Below are 23,442 nucleotides of genomic sequence, written 5' to 3'. Positions count from 1 at the left end.
TCCGGGTTAATCAGGAGATCATCTGAAATCCGTCAGTTGAACAACCGTCTCACGCGTAAAACGTTGAATAAGGGCAGATAAAAGCTGCTGCATCTGCAAGATGTCGCGGCAGTCGGCAATCGATGCGGCGCAATGTCCATGGCGGGTTGCTGGCCCCATCACCACCGTAGGTACGCCAGTACCGGTTAAGTGAACCGCTCCACCGTCCGTGCCGCCGTTACTGAACATATCCGCCTGTAACGGCACGCCAATTTCTGCCGCCACGGTTTCGATCCAGGCGGTGAGTTTTAGCGGCGCAATCAATGACTTGTCGCTTAACACCAGCATCGGGCCGTTACCAATCTGGCGATGGTTAGCCGCGCCATAATCAAAGTTTTTCGCCCAGCAGGCGGTATCAAGCACAATGGCGACGTCCGGCGACACCGCGCGGGTGGCGGTTTGCCCGCCGCGTAATCCCACCTCTTCGCTGGAACTTGCCACCAGCCACACTTCCGCAGGCAGTTCGGCGTCGTGCAGCTCACGTAGTAACGTCACCAGCAGATAGCAACCGAGGCGGTCATCAAAAGCTTTCCCCATCACCCGCTGGTGAGGGAGAACCTGAAAAGCGGTATCAAACGTGACGCGATCGCCTGGACGAATTCCCGCCTGTATCACTTCATCATACGAGCGCGCGCCAATGTCCACGCGCATTACGCTAACCTCATTTCCCTGCCGCTCGCCGTCGAGCAGGCCGGGAATTTTGCACTCTTCACGGGTAGTGATCCGCACCGGCTGAAGCTGACGGGCAGCCATGCGCACGTTGCCAACCGGCAGCACATCGATCGCGCCTTCGCGGGAGATGCTACGCACCATAAACCCCACTTCATCCATATGTGCGCAGATCATCACCTTCGGCCCCATCGATTCATTGAGGTGGATCAGCACCGATCCCAGACCGTCAAATCGCACTTCTTTTTGCAGTCGATCCGCTTCATCCAGCAGAATCTGCCGGACTTCCTGTTCCGAGGAGGCGATCGCATCGGCCTCACTCAACGCTTTTAATAGCGATAAATCCATTATGCCTCTCCCGTGAGCAACACTGTTTTCGGCATGGCGTAGAGCACTTCTGCGCCTTGCGGGGTAACCAGCACGACATCTTCGATGCGCACGCCCCCTTGCCCTGGCAAATAAATCCCCGGCTCTACGGTCAGTAACATGCCTGGCTGGAGCATCGTGGTATCACGTGGTGAAAAACGCGGATCTTCATGTACGTCAATGCCGATTGCATGACCGGTGTTATGGCCGAAATACTCTCCATAACCGGCTTCTGTAATGACCCGACGCGCGGCGTCGTCAACCTGCTGGCAACGCACGCCGGGGAGAATCGCGGAGATTGCCGCCAGTTGCGCTTGCAGGACAATCTGATACACGTTAAACAGCGGGTGAGATTCGGCGCTCCCCCCTTCGCCATGAACCAGGAAGGTGCGCGTCATATCAGAGCAGTAGCCCTGATACAGCGCACCGAAATCGAGTGTGACAAACTCGCCCGCTACAACCACTTTGTCGCTGGCCTTGCCGTGCGGCAGCGCCCCACGCCAGCCACTGGCAACAATGGTGTCAAAGGAGGCTTTTTCTGCTCCCTGCTGGCGCATAAACCACTCCAGTTCAGCGGCAATCTCGCGCTCGCTCATCCCCGCCTGAATAAAACGGCGAATATGCTCTGCACCACGATCGGCAATCCCACAGGCGAGACGGATTTTTTCCACCTCCTCTGGCGTTTTGATTTGCCGCAGCACATCCGGCGTGGCGCTGACCAGCTTTGCATTAAGTTCAGCCTGCCAGCGGTGCGCGGTTTCCCAACTCACCTGCTGGCCTTCAAAACCGAGCGTTTGCAGCTGCTCATCGGCAATGATTTGATTGACGATGGTTGCCAGCGTGTGCATCGCGTCAAGCAAATGTAGCTGGTAGCCTTGCGCACGAGCTTCCACCTCCACGTAATAGCGCGAATCCACCAGAATGTGCGCACTTTCACGGCCAATCAGCACATAGCCTGACCCGGTGGAAATCCCCAGATGGGGCTGTTTGTTCTGCCGTGAGGAGAGAAGCACCGCATCCAGCTGTTGCGCCTTAAGCCAGTCGCGCAGCGAAGCGAGTAATGTCATCAGGATTGTCCTTCTTACAGGCTATCGATTAACAATTTGCCTTTGCGGAACATCATCAAACGCAGGAACACCACCATCAGCGCGGTAATGATTGCCCCCAGCGCGATCCCCGCCATGTAAACGCCCAGATTAGTCACCAGCGGCCACGCCCAGATTGCTGATTCCGGGAACCATTGCACTGCGCCCAGCCAGACAGCGGCGGTGGAGCCGACAATCGCACCGACCATATAGGACGGAATTGCGGTGATGGGGCTTTCCAGCGCAAACGGAATCGCACCTTCACTGATCCCCATAAACGCCAGGAACATGGCGGTTTTACCCTGCGGATAAAGCTGGGCGTTAAACAGGCGTTTGCCGGTTAAACGACGGTCGATAATAGTCGCCAGACCCAGACCAATCGGCGGAATGACGATTGCGATAGAACGCGCGGTAACCGGTAATACGTGGTCAGTGGTAAAGCTGAAAGCAACGAAACCTGCTGCTTTGTTGATTGGGCCACCGAGGTCGATTGCGGTCGCTGCTGCGATACCCATCGCATACATCAGCGCACCCTTCTCACCTGCGGCAGTCAGCACGGCACGGATCCCACCGTTGATCCAACCGCCAAATGGGGTGATGACGTAATACATCGCCAGCATGACAAAAATGGCGGAAAGAATCGGTAGCAAAAATGTGGTTTTGAACGCTAACAGGAAATCCGGTAACTGGATTTTCTGGTTCATCCACTTCACAAGGTAACCTGCAACGATAGAAATGATCAGCGCACCAATGAAGGTAGACGGCACCGGTGAAGAGGTCGCCCACTGCATGGTGCTGGGATCAAAGTTCAGCAGTTGCGTTGGCTGGGTAGACATTAACCCGCCGATAAACCCAGCCGGGAACGCCAGTTTGCCGCCAATGGAGTTCGCCACAAAAGCAGCAAACATCGGAATGGCAAAACCAAACAACACGCCGCCAAAGGACTGCGACAGCCAGGCAAATTTCAGTAAGGAGAGGTCGAAACCGGAAAATTTCCCGCTATTAAGTGCATCCATAATGCCAATGTCAGCGGGAATTTTTAGCCAGCTATAAGCAATCAGCTGGCTGAAAGCGAGGATCACGCCGCCCATAATTAAGGTCGGCACCATGCGTGAAATCCCTGACATCACATGCTGCGGAAGTTCACCCCAGAAGCTGCTTTTAGAGGCCTGCGGATTCTTAATTGCCGCTGCCGCACCGGATGCGCCAGGCACAACGGTTGCACTGCGTTTTTTAATGGCCATAACAATTATCCCTGTCGAAAATTACGGTTGTTCAGCGGCAATCATCTCTTCGATTTCTTTGATGATGCCCGCAGCGTTTTTAATTGCGTCCTGCAAAGTGATTTCATAAACGTCGCGGGATTCGAAACGTTCGTTATCTTCCGGGGTAACTGCTACGGAGTGGATGATGATGGTTGCTTCGGCGATATCCTGCGCCGTCAGGCGATTCTGGATGCCGTCTGCGCCCTGGGTTTCAATCTTCACTTCATAGCCAGCTTCCACTGCGGCCTCTTCCAGCGCCTGAGCCGCCATAAAAGTGTGCGCAAGGCCCATCGGGCAGGCACATAAGGCAATCAGTTTCTTACTCATCGTTATTTCCTCGTTCGTTTATAGTTAATGAGTGAAATTATGAACGTGCAAAACAAATTGCCGTTACCAGACAAATAATGCATTTACTGGAGAATTAATCCCGTAGTGCGGAAGTGTGACGCAGGTCGGCCTTGTGATGAAACACAAAGAAAAATTGAACTAACCGTATGATTTAAAAGATTATCGGGAGGATTATCTCCCGATATGGCAGGAAGGATTTACAGGACGTACCCTAAGGTCTGGCGTAAATGTGCACCTGAGCCGAGAAGACCCGGATTGTCATGGACGATAAGATAAGCCGGAATATCATGGACATATTCTTTAAAGCGGCCTTTGTCTTCAAAAGCGGCACGGAAACCAGAGGCTTTGAAGAATTCAAGGAAACGCGGCACGATACCGCCCGCAATAAACACGCCGCCAAATGTGCCGAGATTGAGCGCCAGATTGCCGCCAAAACGGCCCATAATCACGCAAAACAGCGACAACGCGCGGCGGCAATCGGTGCAACTGTCGGCCAGCGCGCGTTCGGTAATATCTTTTGGCTTGAGATTTTCTGGCAGACGGTTATCTGCTTTCACAATCGCGCGGTACAAATTCACCAGCCCTGGCCCAGAGAGCACGCGTTCAGCAGAGACATGGCCTATTTCAGCACGCAGTATTTCGAGAATAATGGCCTCTTCTTCGCTGTTTGGCGCAAAATCAACGTGACCGCCTTCGCCTGGCAGGCTTACCCAGCGTTTATCAACATGAACCAGATGCGCCACGCCTAGCCCCGTTCCGGCACCGTAAACCGCGATAGGTTTACCTTCAACTGGTTCCTTACCGCCAAACTGGATCAGATGCTCTTTTTTCAGCATCGGGATCGCCATCGATACAGCGGTAAAATCGTTAATAATTTCCAGATGGCTAAAACCGAGATTCTTTTTCATTTCGGCAATTGAGAACGCCCAGGTATGGTTGGTCATTGCCACCCAGTCACCGGTAATTGGGCAAGCGATGGCAATACAACCGTCTTTCACCTCGACCTTATGTTCTTCGAGATAAACGCGGATAACCGCTTCCAGGCTGGGATAATCAAGCCCAGAATAGGTTTTAGCCTGCGAGATTTCACCACTGGTAATATCACACAGAGCAAGACGTGCGTTGGTGCCGCCCACATCACCGACTAATGCATACTTTGTCATTCTTCTACTGCTCCGCTAAAGTCAAAATAATTCTTTCTCACACTGTAAATACCTGGGAGCCTAACAACAACGCCGGAAAGGCGGGCTCCCTGTAAATATCGATCTGGGTCACACTATTACTTTATCGTTTCAGCACCAATTGCAGCGATGCCTTTATGCAAGCTGGGCAAACTAAGTATCTGACCCCGCATAAGGAATAGAACATGCTCCATTCGCGAGCCAGAACCATGTTGTTATTATCGCTTCCCGCCCTGGCAATTGGGATTGCGTCCAGTCTTATTCTGATTGTGGTGATGAAAATCGCCTCGGTATTACAGAATTTACTCTGGCAACGACTGCCGGGAAGTCTGGGGATAGCCCAGGATTCACCGCTGTGGATCATCGGAATATTAACGCTGACGGGGATCGCAGTGGGACTGGTTATCCGTTTCAGCCAGGGTCATGCCGGACCAGATCCCGCCAGTGAACCGCTGATCGGCGCGCCAGTCCCCCCTTCTGCGCTACCGGGGCTTATCGTAGCATTAATTCTCGGTCTTGCCGGTGGCGTCAGCCTGGGGCCGGAACATCCGATTATGACTGTTAATATCGCCCTCGCGGTAACGATAGGCGCTCGCCTGTTACCTCGAGTTAACCGGATGGAATGGACTATTTTAGCCTCAGCCGGAACTATCGGTGCGCTATTTGGCACACCTGTTGCGGCGGCGTTGATATTTTCGCAAACCTTAAATGGCAGTAATGAAGTGCCGCTATGGGATCGACTCTTTGCGCCGTTAATGGCAGCGGCGGCTGGTGCGCTGACGACAAGTCTATTTTTCCACCCCCATTTTTCGCTGCCCATTGCGCATTACGGACAGATGCAGATGGCAGATATCATCAGCGGTGCGATTGTAGCGGCGATTGCCATCGCTGCGGGGATGGTCGCCGTATGGTGTCTGCCACGGTTGCACGCAATGATGCATCAGATTAAAAACCCTGTGCTCATGCTCGGGGTTGGCGGGTTTATTCTCGGTATTTTGGGCGTTATTGGTGGGCCGGTTTCACTGTTTAAAGGGCTGGATGAGATGCAGCAAATGGTGATGAATCAGGCTTTCAGCACCAGTGATTACTTTTTACTGGCAGTGATTAAGCTCGCCGCTCTGGTCATTGCCGCCGCCAGCGGGTTTCGTGGCGGGCGAATCTTCCCGGCAGTGTTTGTTGGCGTGGCGTTAGGTTTGATGCTACATGAACACGTTCCCGCAGTCCCGGCGGCAATTACTGTCTCCTGCGCTATTCTCGGTATGGTACTGGTGGTAACGCGCGATGGCTGGTTAAGCCTGTTTATGGCGGCAGTCGTTGTACCTGATACCAATCTGCTACCGCTACTTTGTATCGTTATGCTTCCGGCATGGCTATTGCTGGCTGGCAAACCGATGATGATTGTGAATCGCCCGAAGCAGCAACCACCCCACGATAATCTTTAGCAAAAAATGCTCTCCATCATGATTTAAGAGTTATGGCGATGAAACTGGGCTTTACCTCCCCGTAATATTGCGTTAACAGGCCGCTGACGGCTTCGATCGTGAAGGAGAATAACAATGTTCAGGTCACTGTTTCTGGCGGCCGCCCTGATGGCTTTTACCCCGCTTGCGGCGAACGCAGGTGAAATTACCCTACTGCCATCAATCAAATTACAAATTGGCGATCGCGATCATTACGGTAATTACTGGGACGGTGGTCATTGGCGCGACCGTGATTACTGGCACCGTAATTACGAATGGCGTAAAAACCGCTGGTGGCGTCACGATAATGGCTACCACCGTGGCTGGGATAAGCGTAAAGCGCATGAGCGTGGCTATCGTGAAGGCTGGCGCGACCGTGATGATCATCGCGGGAAAGGCCGTGGACACGGACATCGTCATTAAACACATCCACCAATGGAGCACGATGCCTGATGCGACGCCCGCGCGTCTTATCAGACCTACAGCCCCACTCCATTGAACGCGTAGGGCGGATAAGGCGTTTACGCCGCATCCGCCAGTGATGCCTGGTACGACGCCAGTTGAACTACAACCCCAGCGCCGTTCCCACCAACAGCCAGATATTCAGCGCCACTACCAATACCACAATCACCCAGCCAGCCTGTTTTACGCGTTTGCTGTTCACCAGATCGCCCATCAACTTACTGTCACTGGTGAAAATCAACAGTGGAACCAGCGCCAGGGCGATACCAAAACTTAGCAGCACCTGACTCATGACCAGAATTCGTGTCGGATCTAATCCCATCAGGATGACAATAAATGACGGTAACATGGTCACTGTCCGGCGCACCCACAGCGGGATATGGAAACGAATAAAGCCCTGCATCACCACCTGCCCCGCCAGCGTACCCACCACCGTTGAAGAAAGCCCTGCTGCCACCAGGCTTAAACCAAAGACCGTCGCTGCAGCATTGCTTAACAGCGGTTGCAGCGTCAGGTAAGCTTCGTCAAGATCGGCGACACCAGTATGGCCGGAAAAGTGGAACGCGGCAGCAGCCGTTGCCATCATCGCCAGATTGACAAAACCAGCAATAGTCATGGCAATCGCGACATCCCATTTGGTGGCTGAATAACGTTGCTGGCGTGACCCACCATGCAGATGCTGGGTCAGCGAAGAGTGCAAATAAATCACATGCGGCATAATTGTCGCACCCAGCACACCCGCAGCCAGGAAGACCGCCTCTGAGGTCGGTAAACTCGGGATCACCATTCCTTTACCTAACTGCACCAGGTTAGGCTGGGAGAAGATCAGCTCAACAATGTAAGCCGCTGCGACAAACAGCAGTAGCCCGCCAATCACTTTCTCCAACGGTTTTTGCCCGCGACGTTGCAGCATTAAAATCAGGAAGGTTGCGATACCCGTCAGTACGGCGCCTTGCAACAACGAAACCCCAAGAATCAGTTTGAAACCGATAGCCGCACCAATAAATTCCGCCAGGTCGGTAGCCATCGCAATAATTTCTGCCTGAACCCAATAGAACCAGACGACCGGACGCGGGTAGTGATCGCGAATTTGTTCCGCCAGATTTTTACCGGTGGCAATCCCCAGTTTGGCCGAGAGGATCTGAATCAACATCGCCATCAGATTAGCCCAGACAACAACCCACAATAGCTGATAGCCGAAGGTGGCACCCGCCTGAATATTGGTCGCAAAGTTACCAGGATCGATATAACCAATCGCCGCAATGAACGCAGGTCCCATTAATGCGAGCCTCATCTTGCGCGCCGCCCGTCCGCTGCTACTCTCAACGCGATAGTTCGCCATCTTGTTGTGCCTCTAAAACATAGCCTTTGCTATGTTTCATGCTATGTCAAACGAGAATGATTATCAAATTCATTTAAATGGGTTGTGATGATTTCTCTGATAGACCAGGATTATGACTACGAAAAGATTGATGGTTTGAATGTTATTTTTATGTTTAATGTTAGCACATTTACATAACTTTCCGCTTCCATACACAACATAGCAGAAATGTAGGACAGCTCACTATTTTTGAAGCTTGTCACAGGACGTCATTATAGTGTGTGTCAGATCTCGTTTTCCTGAATCATGTTGCATAGAATGTGCACGGAAATTTAACCTGCCTCATATTTGGAGCAAATATGGACCGCGTCCTTCATTTTGTACTGGCACTAGCCGTTGTTGCGATTCTCGCATTGCTGGCAAGCAGCGACCGCAAAAAAATTCGTATCCGTTATATTATTCAACTGCTTGTTATCGAAGTATTACTGGCGTGGTTCTTCCTGAACTCTGACGTTGGTCTGGGCTTCGTGAAAGGCTTCTCCGAAATGTTCGAAAAACTGCTCGGATTTGCCAACGAAGGTACTAACTTCGTCTTTGGTAGCATGAATGATCAAGGCCTAGCGTTCTTCTTCCTGAAAGTGCTGTGCCCTATCGTCTTTATTTCTGCGTTGATCGGTATTCTCCAGCACATTCGCGTGTTGCCGGTGATTATTCGCGCGATTGGTTTCCTGCTTTCCAAAGTCAATGGCATGGGCAAACTGGAATCCTTTAACGCCGTAAGCTCCCTGATTTTGGGACAATCCGAGAACTTTATCGCCTATAAAGATATCCTCGGCAAAATCTCCCGTAATCGTATGTACACCATGGCAGCAACGGCGATGTCCACCGTGTCGATGTCCATCGTTGGCGCATACATGACGATGCTGGAGCCGAAATACGTCGTTGCTGCACTGGTACTGAACATGTTCAGCACCTTTATCGTACTGTCGCTGATCAACCCTTACCGCGTTGATGCCAGCGAAGAAAACATTCAGATGTCCAACCTGCACGAAGGTCAGAGCTTCTTCGAAATGCTGGGTGAATACATTCTGGCAGGTTTCAAAGTCGCCATTATCGTTGCAGCGATGCTGATCGGCTTTATCGCCCTGATCGCCGCACTGAACGCACTGTTTGCCACCGTGACTGGTTGGTTTGGCTACAGCATCTCCTTCCAGGGCATCCTGGGCTACATATTCTATCCGATTGCATGGGTGATGGGTGTTCCTTCCAGTGAAGCACTGCAAGTAGGCAGTATCATGGCGACCAAACTGGTTTCCAACGAGTTCGTAGCAATGATGGATCTGCAGAAAATTGCTTCCACGCTTTCTCCGCGTGCAGAAGGCATCATCTCTGTATTCCTGGTATCCTTTGCTAACTTCTCTTCTATCGGGATTATCGCGGGCGCGGTTAAAGGTCTGAACGAAGAGCAAGGTAACGTCGTTTCTCGCTTCGGTCTGAAACTGGTTTACGGCTCTACGCTGGTGAGTGTGCTTTCTGCGTCAATCGCAGCACTGGTGCTGTAAGTCCAATACATTCATTAAAAAAGCCGGGGATAATTCCCCGGCTTTTTTACGTCTGTTAATCAACTAATGGCTGAGGGCGACCAATCAAATACCCTTGCAGATATTGCACCCCAAGTTTATGCAATAACGCCTGCTGCTGTTGCGTTTCGACAAACTCCGCGACCACACTCAATGACTTCGCTTTCGCCAGGTCGGTAATTGACCGCACAATCATCGCATCCAGCGTATTAGTCACTATATCTTTCACAAAGACGCCATCAATCTTGATGATATCGGCCTGCAAACGTTTTAATCGCTCGTAGTTGGCATAACCAGTGCCAAAATCATCAATCGCAATACGGAAGCCAAATTTATGCAGTTGCTCGATGTTGTACATGCTGCTTTCTGCATTTGAAAACGCCTGCTCCTCGGTGATCTCAAGAATGACTGTCTCCGGGGAGATGTGATAACGCTTAAACAGACGAATAATCCGCCCGGCGATATTTTTTTGCAGCAGAGTGAGCGGCATTAAATTGACTGAAAAGCGCGGACCTTTATTGTTGGAAGGGTGAGTTGCTAACCACTTCAACAGAGATTCCAGCACCTGCAAATCGAAACGCGCGCTAAGGTTAAACTGGGCGATAAGCGGCAGAAATTTATCCGGCGTCATAATGCCGTCGTCATATTTCAGACGCGCCAGGATCTCATCATAGCCCTGCCCCTCTTTGTTTCGAATGGGCTGAGCGTAGAGGAGCAAGTCACCATTATCTAACGCCTTACGAATGGTGTTCAGCAACAGTACCTGTTTGGTGGTCTGCCCGGACGCTATTTCCTCTCGATTATCCAACGCCAACACATGATGATGAACGCAAGATTGTTCCGCCAGCCAGCTTAACTGCCCCAGCATGGGCTGCAGGGTTTCCTGATTGCCATCAAAACGCCCCCAGGCGGCACCATAGCCCATATCCAGGCCGGTGTTGTTCCAGTGAATCTGCCGACTATTGAGGATGTTAACCATATGCTGTAGTCGACCTTCCGTTTCCGGCCCGGTCAGTACCAACAGCAATTCACTGCCCGGCAGTTGATACAACTTTTCGTTTTCCTGCATCAACGGCAGCAAGGTACGGTAAATTGAGCGGATACAATGAACACGCATCACCAGGCCGTAATGACGACTCAGAAACTCAAGATTATCAATACGCAGGCAGCAAAAACTCTTTCCTGCCTCCTGCTCTTGCGATTGCTCCAGTGCACGAAAGTTGGGTAATAGCGTTAATGGATCGGTCAGCGCCTGCAAATGCCAGCGGCGGTTAAGCCATTCACTTCGATGATAAATACGCACCATGTAAAGCAGGCAAACGCTAAAGGAAATCAGCACCGCGAGAATAAATGCCAGCGAATATTCGGTTTCGACCCCTTGTAAAAAATTCTGGTTGTAATTCAGGAGGAAAAGAGTCGAAACAGCCCAGGTGAGATTTAAAAACGGATAACGAAGTTTACCAACACCAAGGGTAAAGATGATGAAGAAAACGGGCACCAGGTAACCGGCAATAAAATCGTTTTCATAAGGCGTACACATCAGAAGCAGCAGCACGCTAAGAGTTGCCAGCCAGCTTAAAGTAAATGCACGTTTCTCTTTGTTCAGCGACGGGGCGATATCCCTGCGCCACAATATCTGCGCAAAGTGGGGACTTACAACCATGCGAGTGAGATAGTAAAAGAACATGTTGTAAATCAGCACAGCGGTGAAAAGGCTAAGCAAATCAACGACCGTGAAAATAGCATCTGCATCGCCGAAAAATGTCGATATCTTTAGCGGGAAATCAAAAAAGCTACCCACCAGATACATGCTGCCTTTGATGCCAATCGGCGTCACTAAACCAAGCCAGAAGAGACGTTGCCAAACGTATCGGGTGGTCAACCCATAACGCCAACGCGTTCCTAACTGCCAGCGTAATATTGCACAGGCACACAGCACTACAAATGTCTGGCTGCCGAGCATGACGGCAGTTTGCAAAAATGAGAGATGAAAATTCCACAGATTAGTGCAAAACATCCCGCATAAAACAGGAACAACACCACGCCAGCCAAAGATGAATAATATTGACAGCATTACGCACAGTGGCATCCACGCCAGAAAGATATAGCTGGAATGGATAACGGCCAGTGGCGAAATAAAACGGGATAGCTGAATAAGTACCACGGTGAGCGTAAACGCCAGTGTGAATATCTTGATATTTTTTATCAGGTTATGCTCCACAAACATGAGTAGACTACTCTCACTGATCGGGGTTTTCAGGCACACAAATAATAAGTTTATTCGCATCGCGAAGCAAACAGGGGCCGGCCTGTTGCCGATTTTTCATCCAATGATGCTTTCACCAGGCGGCACTAACCCGGACGTAGACTGTATTACAAAAGCGGCAAAAATCAGAGACAAAAAACCCCCGCTTCACAGCGAGGGTTTGAAATTTGGTGGAGCTAAGCGGGATCGAACCGCTGACCTCTTGCATGCCATGCAAGCGCTCTCCCAGCTGAGCTATAGCCCCACGAGGCGTTTACGTACCAAATTTGCTGGGTGCAAAATTTGGTGGAGCTAAGCGGGATCGAACCGCTGACCTCTTGCATGCCATGCAAGCGCTCTCCCAGCTGAGCTATAGCCCCGTCACGTAAAGCTTGTCGAGTTGACGGGCGGCATCATATGAATTCCGTCCGAATGTGTCAACGGCAAATTGCAGCGCCTTGTTTCAATCGCTGAAAAATCAGGCAAATGAACATTTTTGGATTACGCCTCGCATTCAGTAGTTATTCATGTCACGGTTTCATGTAAATTGATGCTATAAAATGAACACTTAATAGACCCACAACTATTCCGGGAATTGTTATGTTCAAGGAGAGGATGACGCCAGATGAACTTGCCAGACTGACCGGTTATAGCCGCCAGACCATTAATAAATGGGTACGCAAGGAAGGCTGGACGACATCACCCAAACCAGGCGTCCAGGGGGGCAAGGCTCGACTGGTACACGTCAATGAACAGGTTCGTGAATATATTCGCAATGCAGAACGCACGGAGGGTCAGGGAGAAATCCCAGCCCTGTCTGGCGATGCACCGCTTGAAGTGCTGTTAGCTACGCTGGCGAAAGAGATGACGCCGGCTGAACAAAAACAGTTTACATCATTGCTTCTGCGGGAAGGGATTATCGGGTTATTACAACGCTTAGGGATTCGCAATAGCAAATAATATGAAAAGATTACGCAATAAAATGACCACCGAAGAACTGGCGGAATGCCTCGGTGTGGCTAAACAAACCGTTAACCGCTGGATTAGAGAAAAAGGCTGGAAAACAGAAAAATTTCCCGGAGTGAAAGGAGGTCGCGCCAGACTTATTCTACTGGACACACACGTTTGCGAATTTATTCAAAACACGCCTGCCTTCCATAATACGCCAATGCTTCTTGAGGCCGAAGAACCCCTTGCTGAATACGCGCCAGGTATGCGCACTCCGGCTTATCGGCAAATCATCAGCGCAATAGACAATATGACTCACAGTGAGCAGGAAAAAGTTGCGCAATTTTTGTCACGTGAAGGGATTCGTAATTTCCTTGCCCGTCTCGACATAGACGAATCAGCATAAATAAAAAACGGCAGGATACTATCTCCTGCCGTTTATCTTTTATGCGCTAATTACTGCTGGTTTTCGCGTTCAGCAATAAAAGCCAGAGCTTTATTGATGCGCTCGATGCTACGTGCTTTGCCGATCGCGTGAACGGTAACATCCAGTGCCGGAGACTGCCCCGCACCAGTAACGGCGACACGCAGCGGCATACCAACTTTACCCATTCCCACTTCCAGCTCGTCCGCCGTCGTCTGAATAGCGTGGTGAACGTTTTCAGCTGTCCAGTCAGTAATCGCGGCCAGTTTGTCGCGAACTACTTCCAGCGTCTGACGTGCTACCGGGCGCAGATGTTTTTTCGCTGCATCGGCATCGAACTCAGCAAAATCTTCGTAGAAGTAACGGCAGCTCTGTGCCATCTCTTTCAGCGTCTTGCAGCGTTCACCCAGCAGTTTAACCAGATCCGCCAGCTGCGGGCCGTTGCGGGTATCGATATTTTCCTGCTCGATGTGCCACTGTAAATGGGTAGCAACATACTCCGGCGGCAGCGTGTTAATGTAGTGATGGTTCAACCACAGCAACTTGTCGGTATTGAACGCGCTGGCGGATTTGCTGACGGCATTCAGGGTGAAGTATTTGATCATCTCTTCACGGGTGAAGATTTCCTGATCGCCGTGGGACCAGCCCAGACGCACCAGATAGTTCAGCAACGCTTCCGGCAGATAGCCGTCATCACGATACTGCATTACGCTGACCGCACCGTGGCGTTTGGACAGTTTCTTACCATCATCGCCGTTGATCATAGAAACGTGCGCATAAACCGGCACTGGTGCTTTCAGGGCTTTAAGAATGTTGATCTGGCGCGGCGTGTTGTTGATATGGTCTTCACCACGGATAACATGGGTGATTTCCATATCCCAGTCATCGACAACTACACAGAAGTTATAGGTCGGAGAACCATCGGTACGGCGGATGATCAGATCATCCAGCTCCTGGTTGCTGAACTCGATCGGACCACGGATCTGATCGTCAAAAACCACAGAACCTTCTTGCGGATTAGCAAAACGAACGACACATGGTTCATCATCAGCATGATGTTCATGGTTGTGGCGGCAGCGACCGTCATAACGCGGCTTTTCACCTTTCGCCATTTGCTCTTCACGCAGTGCTTCCAGACGCTCTTTAGAGCAATAGCATTTATAGGCCGTGCCCTCTTCCAGCATCTGATCGATAACTGCGTTATAGCGATCAAAACGTTTGGTCTGATAGTACGGACCTTCATCCCACTCCAGACTCAGCCAGTTCATACCATCCATAATGGCTTCGATAGCTTCCGGCGTAGAACGCTCAAGATCGGTGTCTTCAATACGCAGCACGAACTCACCGCCGTGGTTACGTGCAAAAAGCCAGGAGTAAAGAGCAGTACGCGCGCCGCCAACGTGCAGATAGCCTGTTGGGCTTGGCGCGAAGCGAGTTTTGATTTTCATGAAATGGCCTTACGTTTAGAAAGATGCCGACAACCGGCAAATCCTGGAAAAATTGAGTGGGCGATATTCTATCACTCCAGCCTGATTCCTCAATGTAGTTCGGGTTGCTACATGATGCATTATTGTTTTCGTTGAGAAATTGCGCAACGCGGTCTGTTTTGCGATCATCCTGCTTAATTTTACGACGAACAAACAAATTCTTTAGAAAATGCGTTGACTCATTTCCAACTCTCCCTATAATGCGACTCCACACAGCGGGGGTGATTAGCTCAGCTGGGAGAGCACCTCCCTTACAAGGAGGGGGTCGGCGGTTCGATCCCGTCATCACCCACCAACTACTTTATGTAGTCTCCGCCGTGTAGCAAGAAATTGAGAAGTGGGTGATTAGCTCAGCTGGGAGAGCACCTCCCTTACAAGGAGGGGGTCGGCGGTTCGATCCCGTCATCACCCACCACTTTCTCGCCAGCTAAATTTCTTGCAATAATGTGAAGTACCGAAGTGGGTGATTAGCTCAGCTGGGAGAGCACCTCCCTTACAAGGAGGGGGTCGGCGGTTCGATCCCGTCATCACCCACCACTTCGGGTCGTTAGCTCAGTTGGTAGAGCAGTTGACTTTTAATCAATTGGTCGCAGGTTCGAATCCTGCACGACCCACCAATGTAAAAAAGCGCCCTAAAGGCGCTTTTTTGCTATGTGCGATTTGCGAAATTGCCAGATTCGCTTCGCTTATCAGACCTACGATTTCCGGCTGTCTCCCCCTCGCCTACTGTCTCAATGCTGCCAACAGCTTAACCATCGCGGGCGTCACCTGCTGCGTTTCATAAACAATATATAAATCTGCCGGGATGCGCTCTTTGAGCGGACGGAAAATGACACCAGGCCAGTTCATCTGTGCATAGCTGTCTGCTATCAACGTGATACCAATGCCCATACTGATCATGGCCAGCACCGTTTGTGGTTCATTAACTTCGCGAATAACAACCGGTGAAAAACCCGCCTGCTGACAAACGCGCTGCAAAAATTCCCAGTCAGTGTACACGGGCGGCATTGTGACAAAATACTCGTCACGTAGTGCTTCCAGCGGAACGTCGGAATATGATGAAAGGTGATGCTCTTCAGGCATCGCTACCAGAAACGCCGATTCATGCAAGCGTAAGCTGGTAAAATCTTCCGGTGGTTCTGTCGCCATTCGCCAGATCCCGGCATCGAGTTCGCGGCGCTCCAACAGCGCCATTTGCATCGCAGGCATCTTTTCGCGAAACAGTACTTCAACGTTGGGGTTTTCCCTAAGGAATCGCCGCATAACCGGCCGCATCCGTCCCCACATTGCCGTTCCGACCACACCGAGTTCAATCCGCCCTGCTTCTCCCCGGCCTATTTGTTCAATCCGAGCCAACACCTGATTTGCATTCATCAGCAACCGGCGCGATTCTTCCATCAAGATTTTGCCCGCGTGTGTCAGGGCGACGCTGCGCGAATGACGAATAAAAAGCTGTGTGCCGAGTTGATTTTCCAGCTCTTTAATATGAATACTGAGCGGAGGCTGAGACATATTTAAACGCGCCGCTGCGCGGCCAAAATGTAACTCTTCCGCTACAGCAAGAAAATAACGGAGCAACTTAAGGTCTGTTCTGTAAATGCGTTCCATAATTAAATGCTCCGTTTAATAAATATATCTTATTAAATTATCACGGCATAAAGTATTTCACCACCAGATAACCTACATACATAAACACAATAGATAATATACCCGGCAATACATTTGGCACGGGAATAGGTAACCGCACGATTGTAAATAAAGCACCAATACCAAAACCGACGCCAGAAGAAAATAAAATATCTTTCATTAATTAACCTTTATCATAAAAGCAGCCCTGAAAAACGGAGCTGGCAGTTCTTTTAATGTGTCACTGTTCGATGTGTTATCTTTTCAGGGTCATGGTTATATTTAAATCCAAAGAAAAATATCACTGCGAGGAAAAGAGAATATCCTGCAAACATCAGCCAGATAGTTTGCCAGTCTTTTACGCCATCTACCGAGAAGTAATCCACTGCCATGCCGCTCAGAATCGAGCCAACCCAAGCACCGACACCATTTACCATGGTCATAAAGAGCCCCTGTGCGCTGGCACGAATGTTGGAATCAACTTCCTGTTCAACAAAGACCGAACCGGAAATATTGAAGAAATCAAATGCGCAGCCGTAAACAATCATCGACAGCAGCAGCAAAATAAACCCAGTTGGTGACGGATCGCCATAAGCAAAGAAGCCAAAGCGCAGCGTCCAGGCCACCATACTCATAAGCATGACCGTTTTGATGCCGAAACGCTTCAAAAAGAACGGAATCGTCAGAATGAAACCGACTTCAGCCATCTGTGAAACTGACAATAAAATGGACGGATATTTCACCACGAAGCTATCAGCAAACTCCGGGTTACGGGCAAAATCATGCAGGAACGGGTTGCCAAAAACGTTGGTAATTTGCAGTACCGCGCCCAGCATCATGGCGAAGAGGAAAAAGATGGCCATACGCGGATTTTTGAATAGCACAAACGCGTCCAGACCGAGTTTACTGGCAAGCGAAGTAGTCACTTTTTTCTGCGCAACAGGAATCTTAGGCAAAGTCAGCGCGTAAGCCGACAGCAGCAGAGACGCGCCGGAAGCGATATACAATTGCAGGCTGCTCAATTCCAGATGCAGTAAGCTTACTGCCCACATCGCAATGATGAACCCCACCGTACCAAAAACGCGAATAGGCGGGAAAGCTGTCACCGGGTCAAGCCCGGTCTGAGCGAGGCAGGAATAAGAGACGCTGTTTGATAACGCGATGGTCGGCATAAATGCCATTGCATTGACTAACATCACCCAAAACATCGTCTCCGGATCACTAACGGATGCCGCATAAAAAAGCACGCCAGCACACACCAGGTGGCACAGCATATATGCGCGTTCCGCACGCAGCCATTTATCCGCGATAATCCCCATAATGCCAGGCATAATAATCGCAGCAATCCCTTTGGAGCTGTAGACCATACCGACGTTAGCGCCGGTAAAATGAAGGGTATTAATCATGTAGGAACCGAGGGTAACCAGCCAGCTCCCCCAGATAAAATATTGCAAAAAGGACATTACCTTTAAGCGCAAAGCGATGCTCATAATCGTTTCCTTGTCGCATCATGTGGCCTCACCCGTGAGGCCGTTTATTGTTGTTTTAATCAGGCAATATTGCGCAGAAAGCCGCAAATAAGGTTGATAAAGTTCTGCTTAGAGAGATCCGCTGCCGCCAACGTTTGGGTATGCGAGAGCTTCACGTCACTCAGACCTTCCGCCATATTGGTAATCGCAGAAACGGCCACGACCTTCAGGTCACAATGGCGTGCTGAAATAACTTCAGGCACAACGGACATTCCAACGACATCCCCGCCAATAATTTGCATCATGCGAATCTCTGCCGCCGTTTCGAAATTCGGCCCCGGATACGAGACGAACACACCTTCCGCAGGGGGAAACCCTCTTCTTTCGCCACTTTTTGCAACAGTGCGCGGTAGTCCGCATCGTAGGCATTCGCCAGCGAGAAGAAGCGTTCGCCAAAGCGTTCATCGTTAAGACCCACCATCGGTGTACCTGGCATGGTGTTGATGTGGTCTTTCAGCGCAACCAGACTGCCCGCACCGACTTCCGGACGCAGTGAGCCCGCCGCATTGGTGCAGAACAGCAGTTCACAGCCCAGCAATTTGAAAGTACGAATCGCGTCGGTCATGATGGTCATTCCACGACCTTCATAGAAATGCCCTCGACCTTTCATACATGCCACCGGAACGCCCTGGAGATGCCCCAACACCAGCTCACCCGCATGTCCATGCACCGTACTCACCGGGAAACCCGGCAGCTTTTCATAGGAAATGGCGACAGCGTTATCAATCTGATCGGCCAGCGCGCCCAGCCCGGAACCTAAAATAAAAGCCACTCGTGGTGTGAAATCAGGTTTATAAGCCTGGATAATATCGACGCAATACAGCGGGTTATGAGAAAATTGAGCCTGAGACATATATATCCTTTTTTCAGTAGGGTTGAATCTAATGTCTTTTTATAGCGAAGTTGTCCCGGCTCTTACCAATACACTTTCCTCACGCATTCAATAGCGATTCGATATCGATGGATTTATATCTTTTCACTATTAATTCCCAGCAAAAACTGTATTGGCGATATTCACTCCCTTGCATTAACAATATGCTGTTTTTAACAAACCACTTTATTAAGCAATCTACTAATAACGATCGGCATAGGGAATTATGCTATGAAAAAACATCTTTTAACTCTGACGCTCACCTCTTTATTAGCCATACCTGTTATATCTCATGCAGAATTTAAAGGTGGGTTTGCAGATATCGGCGTGCATTACCTGGACTGGACCAGCCGAACCACCGAGAAATCGTCAACTAAGTCACACAAAGATGATTTTGGTTATCTGGAACTGGAAGGCGGTGCCAACTTTAGTTGGGGAGAAATGTACGGGTTTTTCGACTGGGAAAACTTTTATAACGACCGCCACGATAAACCAGGTAGTGAGCAGCGTTATACCTTTAAAAATACCAACCGCATTTACCTGGGCAATACCGGATTTAATCTCTACCTGCACGCGTATGGCACCTACGGTTCTGCAAATCGGGTAAATTTCCACGACGATATGTTCCTGTACGGTTTTGGCTACAACTTCACCGGTAACAGTTGGTGGTTCAAACCTTTCTTTGCCAAACGCTATACGGATCAAACCTATTACACGGGCGATAACGGCTACGTGGCAGGTTGGGTTGCGGGTTACAGCTTTATGCTGGGCAGAGAGAAATTCACCCTCACCAACTGGAACGAGTACGAGTTTGACCGTGATGCCACCTACGCAACAGGTAATGGCGGTAAAGAAGGGCTGAACGGTGCGGTCGCCCTCTGGTGGAATGCTACCCCGAATATAACTACGGGGCTTCAGTATCGCTACGCGGACGACAAGCTGGGAGAAGCCTGGTATCAGGACGCCATCATTTACTCGGTCAAATTTAACTTCTGAACCATTTCTGCCGGGATTCCCGGCAGAAATGCATAACACGATATATGATACAACGGCTCCCCTTCTCGCCCTGCCATCACTATTCCCCCTGTTCTTGCTCCACGTCCTCTAATGCTTCACCAGCTGTTGAAAGTGTCCGGTTCTTCCTTCGCTACTGTGACGAAAACCTTTAATTGTTTTAAAGAGTCATTCATCTATTTTCTTCATGAATGAATGCAATAAATCAATTTTATTTCTCAAACTGGAAGAAGCACAATAGAACCATCGATTATCTGGAGCCTTTATGAAACTTTTTCGTATCCTCGATCCTTTCACCTTAACCCTGGTCACGGTGATGTTACTGGCTTCTTTCTTTCCGGCCAGAGGCGATTTCGTCCCCTTCTTTGAAAATCTGACCACAGCAGCCATTGCCCTGCTGTTCTTTATGCACGGCGCGAAGTTGTCGCGAGAGGCCATTATTGCAGGCGGTAGTCACTGGCGACTGCATTTGTGGGTGATGTGCAGTACCTTCGTGCTGTTTCCGGTTCTGGGCGTGTTGTTTGCCTGGTGGAAACCAGTAAACGTCGATCCCATGCTCTATTCCGGCTTTCTCTATCTTTGCATTCTTCCTGCCACGGTGCAGTCTGCAATCGCTTTTACCTCGATGGCGGGCGGTAACGTTGCGGCGGCCGTTTGTTCTGCATCAGCATCCAGCCTGCTGGGTATTTTCCTTTCGCCATTGCTGGTTGGTCTGGTAATGAATGTTCACGGTGCAGAGGGCAGCCTCGAACAGGTCGGTAAGATTATGCTGCAGCTGTTACTACCTTTTGTGTTGGGGCATCTTTCTCGCCCGTGGATTGGCAACTGGGTGGCGCGCAATAAAAAGTGGATTGCGAAAACTGACCAGACCTCCATTCTGTTGGTGGTCTATACGGCCTTCAGCGAAGCTGTTGTTAACGGCATCTGGCACAAAGTCGGCTGGGGATCGTTGCTGTTTATCGTGGTGGTCAGCTGCGTGCTGTTGGCTATCGTGATTGTGATTAACGTCTTTATGGCACGCCGACTGGGTTTCAATAAGGCGGATGAGATAACGATTGTCTTCTGTGGTTCGAAAAAGAGCCTGGCGAATGGTATTCCGATGGCGAACATTCTGTTCCCAACGTCAGTTATCGGTATGATGGTGCTGCCACTGATGATTTTCCATCAGATCCAGCTGATGGTTTGCGCGGTGCTGGCGCGTCGTTATAAGCGCCAGACCGAGCAACTACAGGCGCAGCAGGAAAGCCACGCAGGGAAGATTTAAAGCGGACGTTTCAGGGGCTGAACCAGTTGCGTCAGCCCCTCGGTTTTAATCAGCAGCGTGATTTGCATTAGCTCACCGAGTTTTCCTGCCGGGAACTCATCCTTGCGGGCAAACCACAAAAGATACTCTTCCGGCAGGTCGATTAAGCGACGCCCTTTGTACTTGCCAAACGGCATTATCGTATTGGCTATTTCAATCAGCTGCTCTTTTTCCATCTCAGTTACCCAGCAAACGTAGCATCTCTGCTTCGTCGATCACTTCAATGCCCAATTCCTGCGCTTTCGCCAGTTTAGAACCTGCGGCTTCTCCGGCGATCACCAGATCGGTTTTCTTCGAAACGCTGCCCACGACTTTCGCGCCCAGTTCGACCAGGCGAGCTTTAGCATCATCACGCGACATCTGACTTAAGCTACCGGTGAGCACCACGGTTTTACCGGCAAACGGACTGTCGATCTCTTCCGCGTTAATCACCACCGGCGCAGGCCAGTGAACACCTTCCGCCAACAGCTCGCTGATGACATTGCGGTTACTGTCTTCGGCAAAGAAGTTGTGAACATGGGATGCGACGACAATTCCGACATCGGGCACTTTTTGCAGCTCTTCAATCGAGGCAGCTTCCAGTGCGTCCAGCGTGCCGAAATATGCTGCCAGACCTGCTGCAGTGGCCTCGCCGACTTCGCGAATGCCAAGCGCATAAAGGAAGCGAGCAAAGGTGGTTTCTTTCGCTTTTTCCAGCGCGTTAACCACGTTTTGCGCTGATTTCGGCCCCATTCTCTCCAGTCCGGTCAGTTTGCCTGCGGTGAGTTTAAACAGGTCAGCAGGTGTGTGGACGTACTCTTTTTCAACCAGCTGGTCGATGATTTTGTCACCCATACCGTCAACGTCCATCGCCCGACGGGAAACAAAATGTTTCAGCGACTCTTTACGCTGAGCGCCGCAAATCAGGCCACCTGTACAGCGGGCGACTGCTTCACCTTCCACACGCTCGACGTCAGAACCACATACCGGGCAATGCGTCGGGAATACAACCTCACGGGTGTCTTCAGGGCGTTCAGAAAGCACGACGTTAACCACCTGCGGGATCACATCGCCAGCGCGGCGGATCACCACCTTATCGCCAATACGTAAACCAAGACGTTCGATTTCATCGGCATTGTGTAAGGTAGCATTGCTCACCAGCACGCCTGCAACATGTACAGGTTCCAGACGCGCAACGGGCGTAATAGCGCCGGTACGCCCAACCTGAAACTCAACGTCGCGCACGAAAGTCATCTGTTCCTGCGCCGGGAATTTAAACGCCACAGCCCAGCGCGGGGCACGTGAAACAAACCCAAGCTGTTCCTGCTGCGCCAGTGAGTTGACTTTAATCACCACACCGTCGATATCAAAGCCCAGCGTCGGACGGTCTTCTTCCACTTTGTGGTAAAACGCCAGCACCTCTTCTGCCGATTCACATAACGTGACACGATCGCTGACCGGTAATCCCCACTTTTTAAATTGCATTAAACGACCAAGATGGGTGTCCGGCAGCTCGCCGCCTTCCAGCACACCAACGCCGTAGCAGAAGAACGTGAGCGGTCGCTTCGCCGTGATACGCGGATCAAGCTGACGCAGCGAACCTGCCGCAGCATTACGTGGGTTAGCAAATACTTTCCCGCCCGTGCGTCGCGCCTCTTCGTTGATCTTTTCGAACCCTGCTTGTGGCAGGAATACTTCACCACGCACTTCCAGGCGCGCCGGGATATTCTCACCATGCAATTTCAGCGGAATCGCGCGAATAGTACGGACGTTAGAGGTGATGTCTTCGCCGGTGGTGCCATCACCACGGGTCGCCGCACTGACCAGAACGCCATTCTCATACAGAATGCTGACGGCAAGGCCATCAAGCTTCAGCTCACAGCACCAGCTGACTTTTTCGTTACTTTTCAGACGATCCAGTACGCGTTTGTTGAAAGCGAGAAAACTCTCTTCATCAAAAACGTTGTCCAGCGACAGCATCGGTACTTCATGACGGATCTGGCTGAAGGCTGCCAGCGGCGCTGCACCTACGCGCTGGGTTGGTGAATCCGGGGTAATGAGTTCCGGATGTTTTGCTTCCAGCTCGCGCAGCTCACGCATCAGCCTGTCGTATTCAGCGTCGGGAATTTCCGGCGCATCCATCACATGATAAAGATATTCATGATGGCGAAGCGTCGTTCGCAGTTCTGTGAGTTGTCTTTCGATTGATTCCATATCGCACCATCAATGCTAAAAACCCC

Annotated in this window: 20 protein-coding genes, 6 tRNA genes and 1 pseudogene; 11 read left to right on the top strand and 16 right to left on the bottom strand. The window is 50.6% G+C overall.

Annotated features, from left to right (window positions below):
• Positions 1–18: 18 nt before the first annotated feature.
• The 5 genes from ypdE to glk form a co-directional block, all read right to left on the bottom strand.
• Positions 19–1,056, bottom strand: coding sequence for an aminopeptidase (gene ypdE / locus A7098_RS17400; RefSeq protein WP_105281166.1), 1,038 nt, complete (start codon positions 1,054–1,056; stop codon positions 19–21).
• Positions 1,056–2,141: an aminopeptidase gene (gene ypdF, locus A7098_RS17395; protein ID WP_105281165.1), complete on the bottom strand. Its 1,086-nt coding sequence runs from the start codon at positions 2,139–2,141 to the stop codon at positions 1,056–1,058. Before ypdF ends, ypdE begins: the two co-directional genes overlap by 1 nt.
• Before the next feature lie 14 nt (positions 2,142–2,155).
• The gene (locus A7098_RS17390; RefSeq protein WP_000985310.1) at positions 2,156–3,403 is read right to left on the bottom strand and encodes a PTS transporter subunit EIIC; all 1,248 of its coding nucleotides are present in this window, start codon (positions 3,401–3,403) and stop codon (positions 2,156–2,158) included.
• Between the two features lie 21 nt (positions 3,404–3,424).
• Positions 3,425–3,751: a PTS fructose transporter subunit IIB gene (locus A7098_RS17385; RefSeq protein ID WP_000038454.1), complete on the bottom strand. Its 327-nt coding sequence runs from the start codon at positions 3,749–3,751 to the stop codon at positions 3,425–3,427.
• 218 nt (positions 3,752–3,969) lie between these two features.
• A complete protein-coding gene (glk, locus tag A7098_RS17380; RefSeq protein ID WP_000170385.1) occupies positions 3,970–4,935 on the bottom strand; it encodes a glucokinase in 966 nt (321 codons plus the stop codon).
• A 203-nt stretch (positions 4,936–5,138) separates the two neighbouring features.
• Between glk and A7098_RS17375 the strand changes: the two genes are divergently transcribed.
• Together A7098_RS17375 and ypeC are read left to right on the top strand one after the other, a co-directional pair.
• A complete protein-coding gene (locus A7098_RS17375; protein ID WP_032225851.1) occupies positions 5,139–6,395 on the top strand; it encodes an ion channel protein in 1,257 nt (418 codons plus the stop codon).
• A gap of 114 nt (positions 6,396–6,509) precedes the next feature.
• Positions 6,510–6,836 carry a DUF2502 domain-containing protein YpeC gene (gene ypeC / locus A7098_RS17370; RefSeq protein WP_105281164.1) on the top strand — a complete coding sequence of 109 codons (327 nt, stop codon included), beginning with the start codon at positions 6,510–6,512 and terminating at the stop codon, positions 6,834–6,836.
• A gap of 142 nt (positions 6,837–6,978) precedes the next feature.
• On the opposite strand, the gene A7098_RS17365 is transcribed toward ypeC, so the two are convergent.
• Positions 6,979–8,217, bottom strand: coding sequence for an Nramp family divalent metal transporter (locus A7098_RS17365; RefSeq protein ID WP_105281163.1), 1,239 nt, complete (start codon positions 8,215–8,217; stop codon positions 6,979–6,981).
• Positions 8,218–8,555: 338 nt separating this feature from the next.
• On the opposite strand from A7098_RS17365, the gene nupC reads away from it, so the two are divergent.
• Entirely contained in the window at positions 8,556–9,758 is a 1,203-nt protein-coding gene (gene nupC / locus A7098_RS17360; RefSeq protein ID WP_001516818.1) for a nucleoside permease NupC, read from the top strand.
• Between the two features lie 55 nt (positions 9,759–9,813).
• On the opposite strand, the gene A7098_RS17355 is transcribed toward nupC, so the two are convergent.
• The 3 genes from A7098_RS17355 to A7098_RS17345 form a co-directional block, all read right to left on the bottom strand.
• Entirely contained in the window at positions 9,814–12,003 is a 2,190-nt protein-coding gene (locus A7098_RS17355) for a sensor domain-containing phosphodiesterase (RefSeq protein WP_024212638.1), read from the bottom strand.
• A 207-nt stretch (positions 12,004–12,210) separates the two neighbouring features.
• Positions 12,211–12,286 (bottom strand) — tRNA-Ala (locus A7098_RS17350).
• A 39-nt stretch (positions 12,287–12,325) separates the two neighbouring features.
• A tRNA-Ala gene (locus A7098_RS17345) sits at positions 12,326–12,401 on the bottom strand.
• 220 nt (positions 12,402–12,621) lie between these two features.
• On the opposite strand from A7098_RS17345, the gene A7098_RS17340 reads away from it, so the two are divergent.
• Positions 12,622–12,981, top strand: coding sequence for a YfeC-like transcriptional regulator (locus A7098_RS17340; RefSeq protein WP_000472029.1), 360 nt, complete (start codon positions 12,622–12,624; stop codon positions 12,979–12,981).
• 1 nt (position 12,982) lies between these two features.
• On the top strand, positions 12,983–13,375 hold the full coding sequence (locus tag A7098_RS17335; protein WP_000826490.1) for a YfeC-like transcriptional regulator: 393 nt from the start codon (positions 12,983–12,985) through the stop codon (positions 13,373–13,375).
• Positions 13,376–13,425: 50 nt separating this feature from the next.
• Here A7098_RS17335 and gltX read toward each other — a convergent pair whose 3' ends face one another.
• Positions 13,426–14,841 carry a glutamate--tRNA ligase gene (gltX, locus tag A7098_RS17330; protein ID WP_105281162.1) on the bottom strand — a complete coding sequence of 472 codons (1,416 nt, stop codon included), beginning with the start codon at positions 14,839–14,841 and terminating at the stop codon, positions 13,426–13,428.
• Positions 14,842–15,099: 258 nt separating this feature from the next.
• On the opposite strand from gltX, the gene A7098_RS17325 reads away from it, so the two are divergent.
• The 4 genes from A7098_RS17325 (at position 15,100) to A7098_RS17310 (ending at position 15,497) form a co-directional block, all read left to right on the top strand.
• Positions 15,100–15,175, top strand: a tRNA-Val gene (locus A7098_RS17325).
• Positions 15,176–15,219: 44 nt separating this feature from the next.
• Positions 15,220–15,295: transfer RNA gene (locus A7098_RS17320), tRNA-Val, on the top strand.
• Positions 15,296–15,341: 46 nt separating this feature from the next.
• Positions 15,342–15,417, top strand: a tRNA-Val gene (locus tag A7098_RS17315).
• Between the two features lie 4 nt (positions 15,418–15,421).
• Positions 15,422–15,497, top strand: a tRNA-Lys gene (locus A7098_RS17310).
• Between the two features lie 106 nt (positions 15,498–15,603).
• Here A7098_RS17310 and xapR read toward each other — a convergent pair.
• The 4 genes and pseudogenes from xapR to xapA all read right to left on the bottom strand — a co-directional run bounded on the left by xapR (position 15,604) and on the right by xapA (position 18,888).
• Positions 15,604–16,488 carry a DNA-binding transcriptional regulator XapR gene (gene xapR, locus A7098_RS17305; RefSeq protein ID WP_000439925.1) on the bottom strand — a complete coding sequence of 295 codons (885 nt, stop codon included), beginning with the start codon at positions 16,486–16,488 and terminating at the stop codon, positions 15,604–15,606.
• A gap of 40 nt (positions 16,489–16,528) precedes the next feature.
• Entirely contained in the window at positions 16,529–16,687 is a 159-nt protein-coding gene (locus A7098_RS17300; RefSeq protein WP_000651752.1) for a DUF1427 family protein, read from the bottom strand.
• 52 nt (positions 16,688–16,739) lie between these two features.
• Positions 16,740–17,996, bottom strand: a complete 1,257-nt coding sequence (gene xapB / locus A7098_RS17295) for a xanthosine/proton symporter XapB (RefSeq protein ID WP_105281161.1) — start codon at positions 17,994–17,996, stop codon at positions 16,740–16,742.
• 59 nt (positions 17,997–18,055) lie between these two features.
• Positions 18,056–18,888: pseudogene (gene xapA / locus A7098_RS17290) on the bottom strand (xanthosine phosphorylase).
• Positions 18,889–19,137: 249 nt separating this feature from the next.
• On the opposite strand from xapA, the gene A7098_RS17285 reads away from it, so the two are divergent.
• Together A7098_RS17285 and A7098_RS17280 are read left to right on the top strand one after the other, a co-directional pair.
• Positions 19,138–19,902, top strand: coding sequence for an outer membrane protein OmpK (locus tag A7098_RS17285; protein WP_105281160.1), 765 nt, complete (start codon positions 19,138–19,140; stop codon positions 19,900–19,902).
• A 283-nt stretch (positions 19,903–20,185) separates the two neighbouring features.
• Entirely contained in the window at positions 20,186–21,184 is a 999-nt protein-coding gene (locus A7098_RS17280; RefSeq protein WP_105281159.1) for a bile acid:sodium symporter family protein, read from the top strand.
• Here A7098_RS17280 and A7098_RS17275 read toward each other — a convergent pair.
• Complete coding sequence (locus tag A7098_RS17275) at positions 21,181–21,399, bottom strand: DUF3820 family protein (protein ID WP_000410201.1); 219 nt, start codon at positions 21,397–21,399, stop codon at positions 21,181–21,183. The genes A7098_RS17280 and A7098_RS17275 overlap by 4 nt on opposite strands.
• Position 21,400: 1 nt before the next feature.
• Positions 21,401–23,416, bottom strand: coding sequence for an NAD-dependent DNA ligase LigA (gene ligA / locus A7098_RS17270; RefSeq protein WP_105281158.1), 2,016 nt, complete (start codon positions 23,414–23,416; stop codon positions 21,401–21,403).
• Positions 23,417–23,442: the final 26 nt, after the last annotated feature.

The sequence above is a fragment of the Escherichia sp. MOD1-EC7011 genome (assembly GCF_002965005.1).
Classification (GTDB): domain Bacteria; phylum Pseudomonadota; class Gammaproteobacteria; order Enterobacterales; family Enterobacteriaceae; genus Escherichia; species Escherichia ruysiae.
This window is presented reverse-complemented; position numbering and strand designations above follow the sequence as displayed.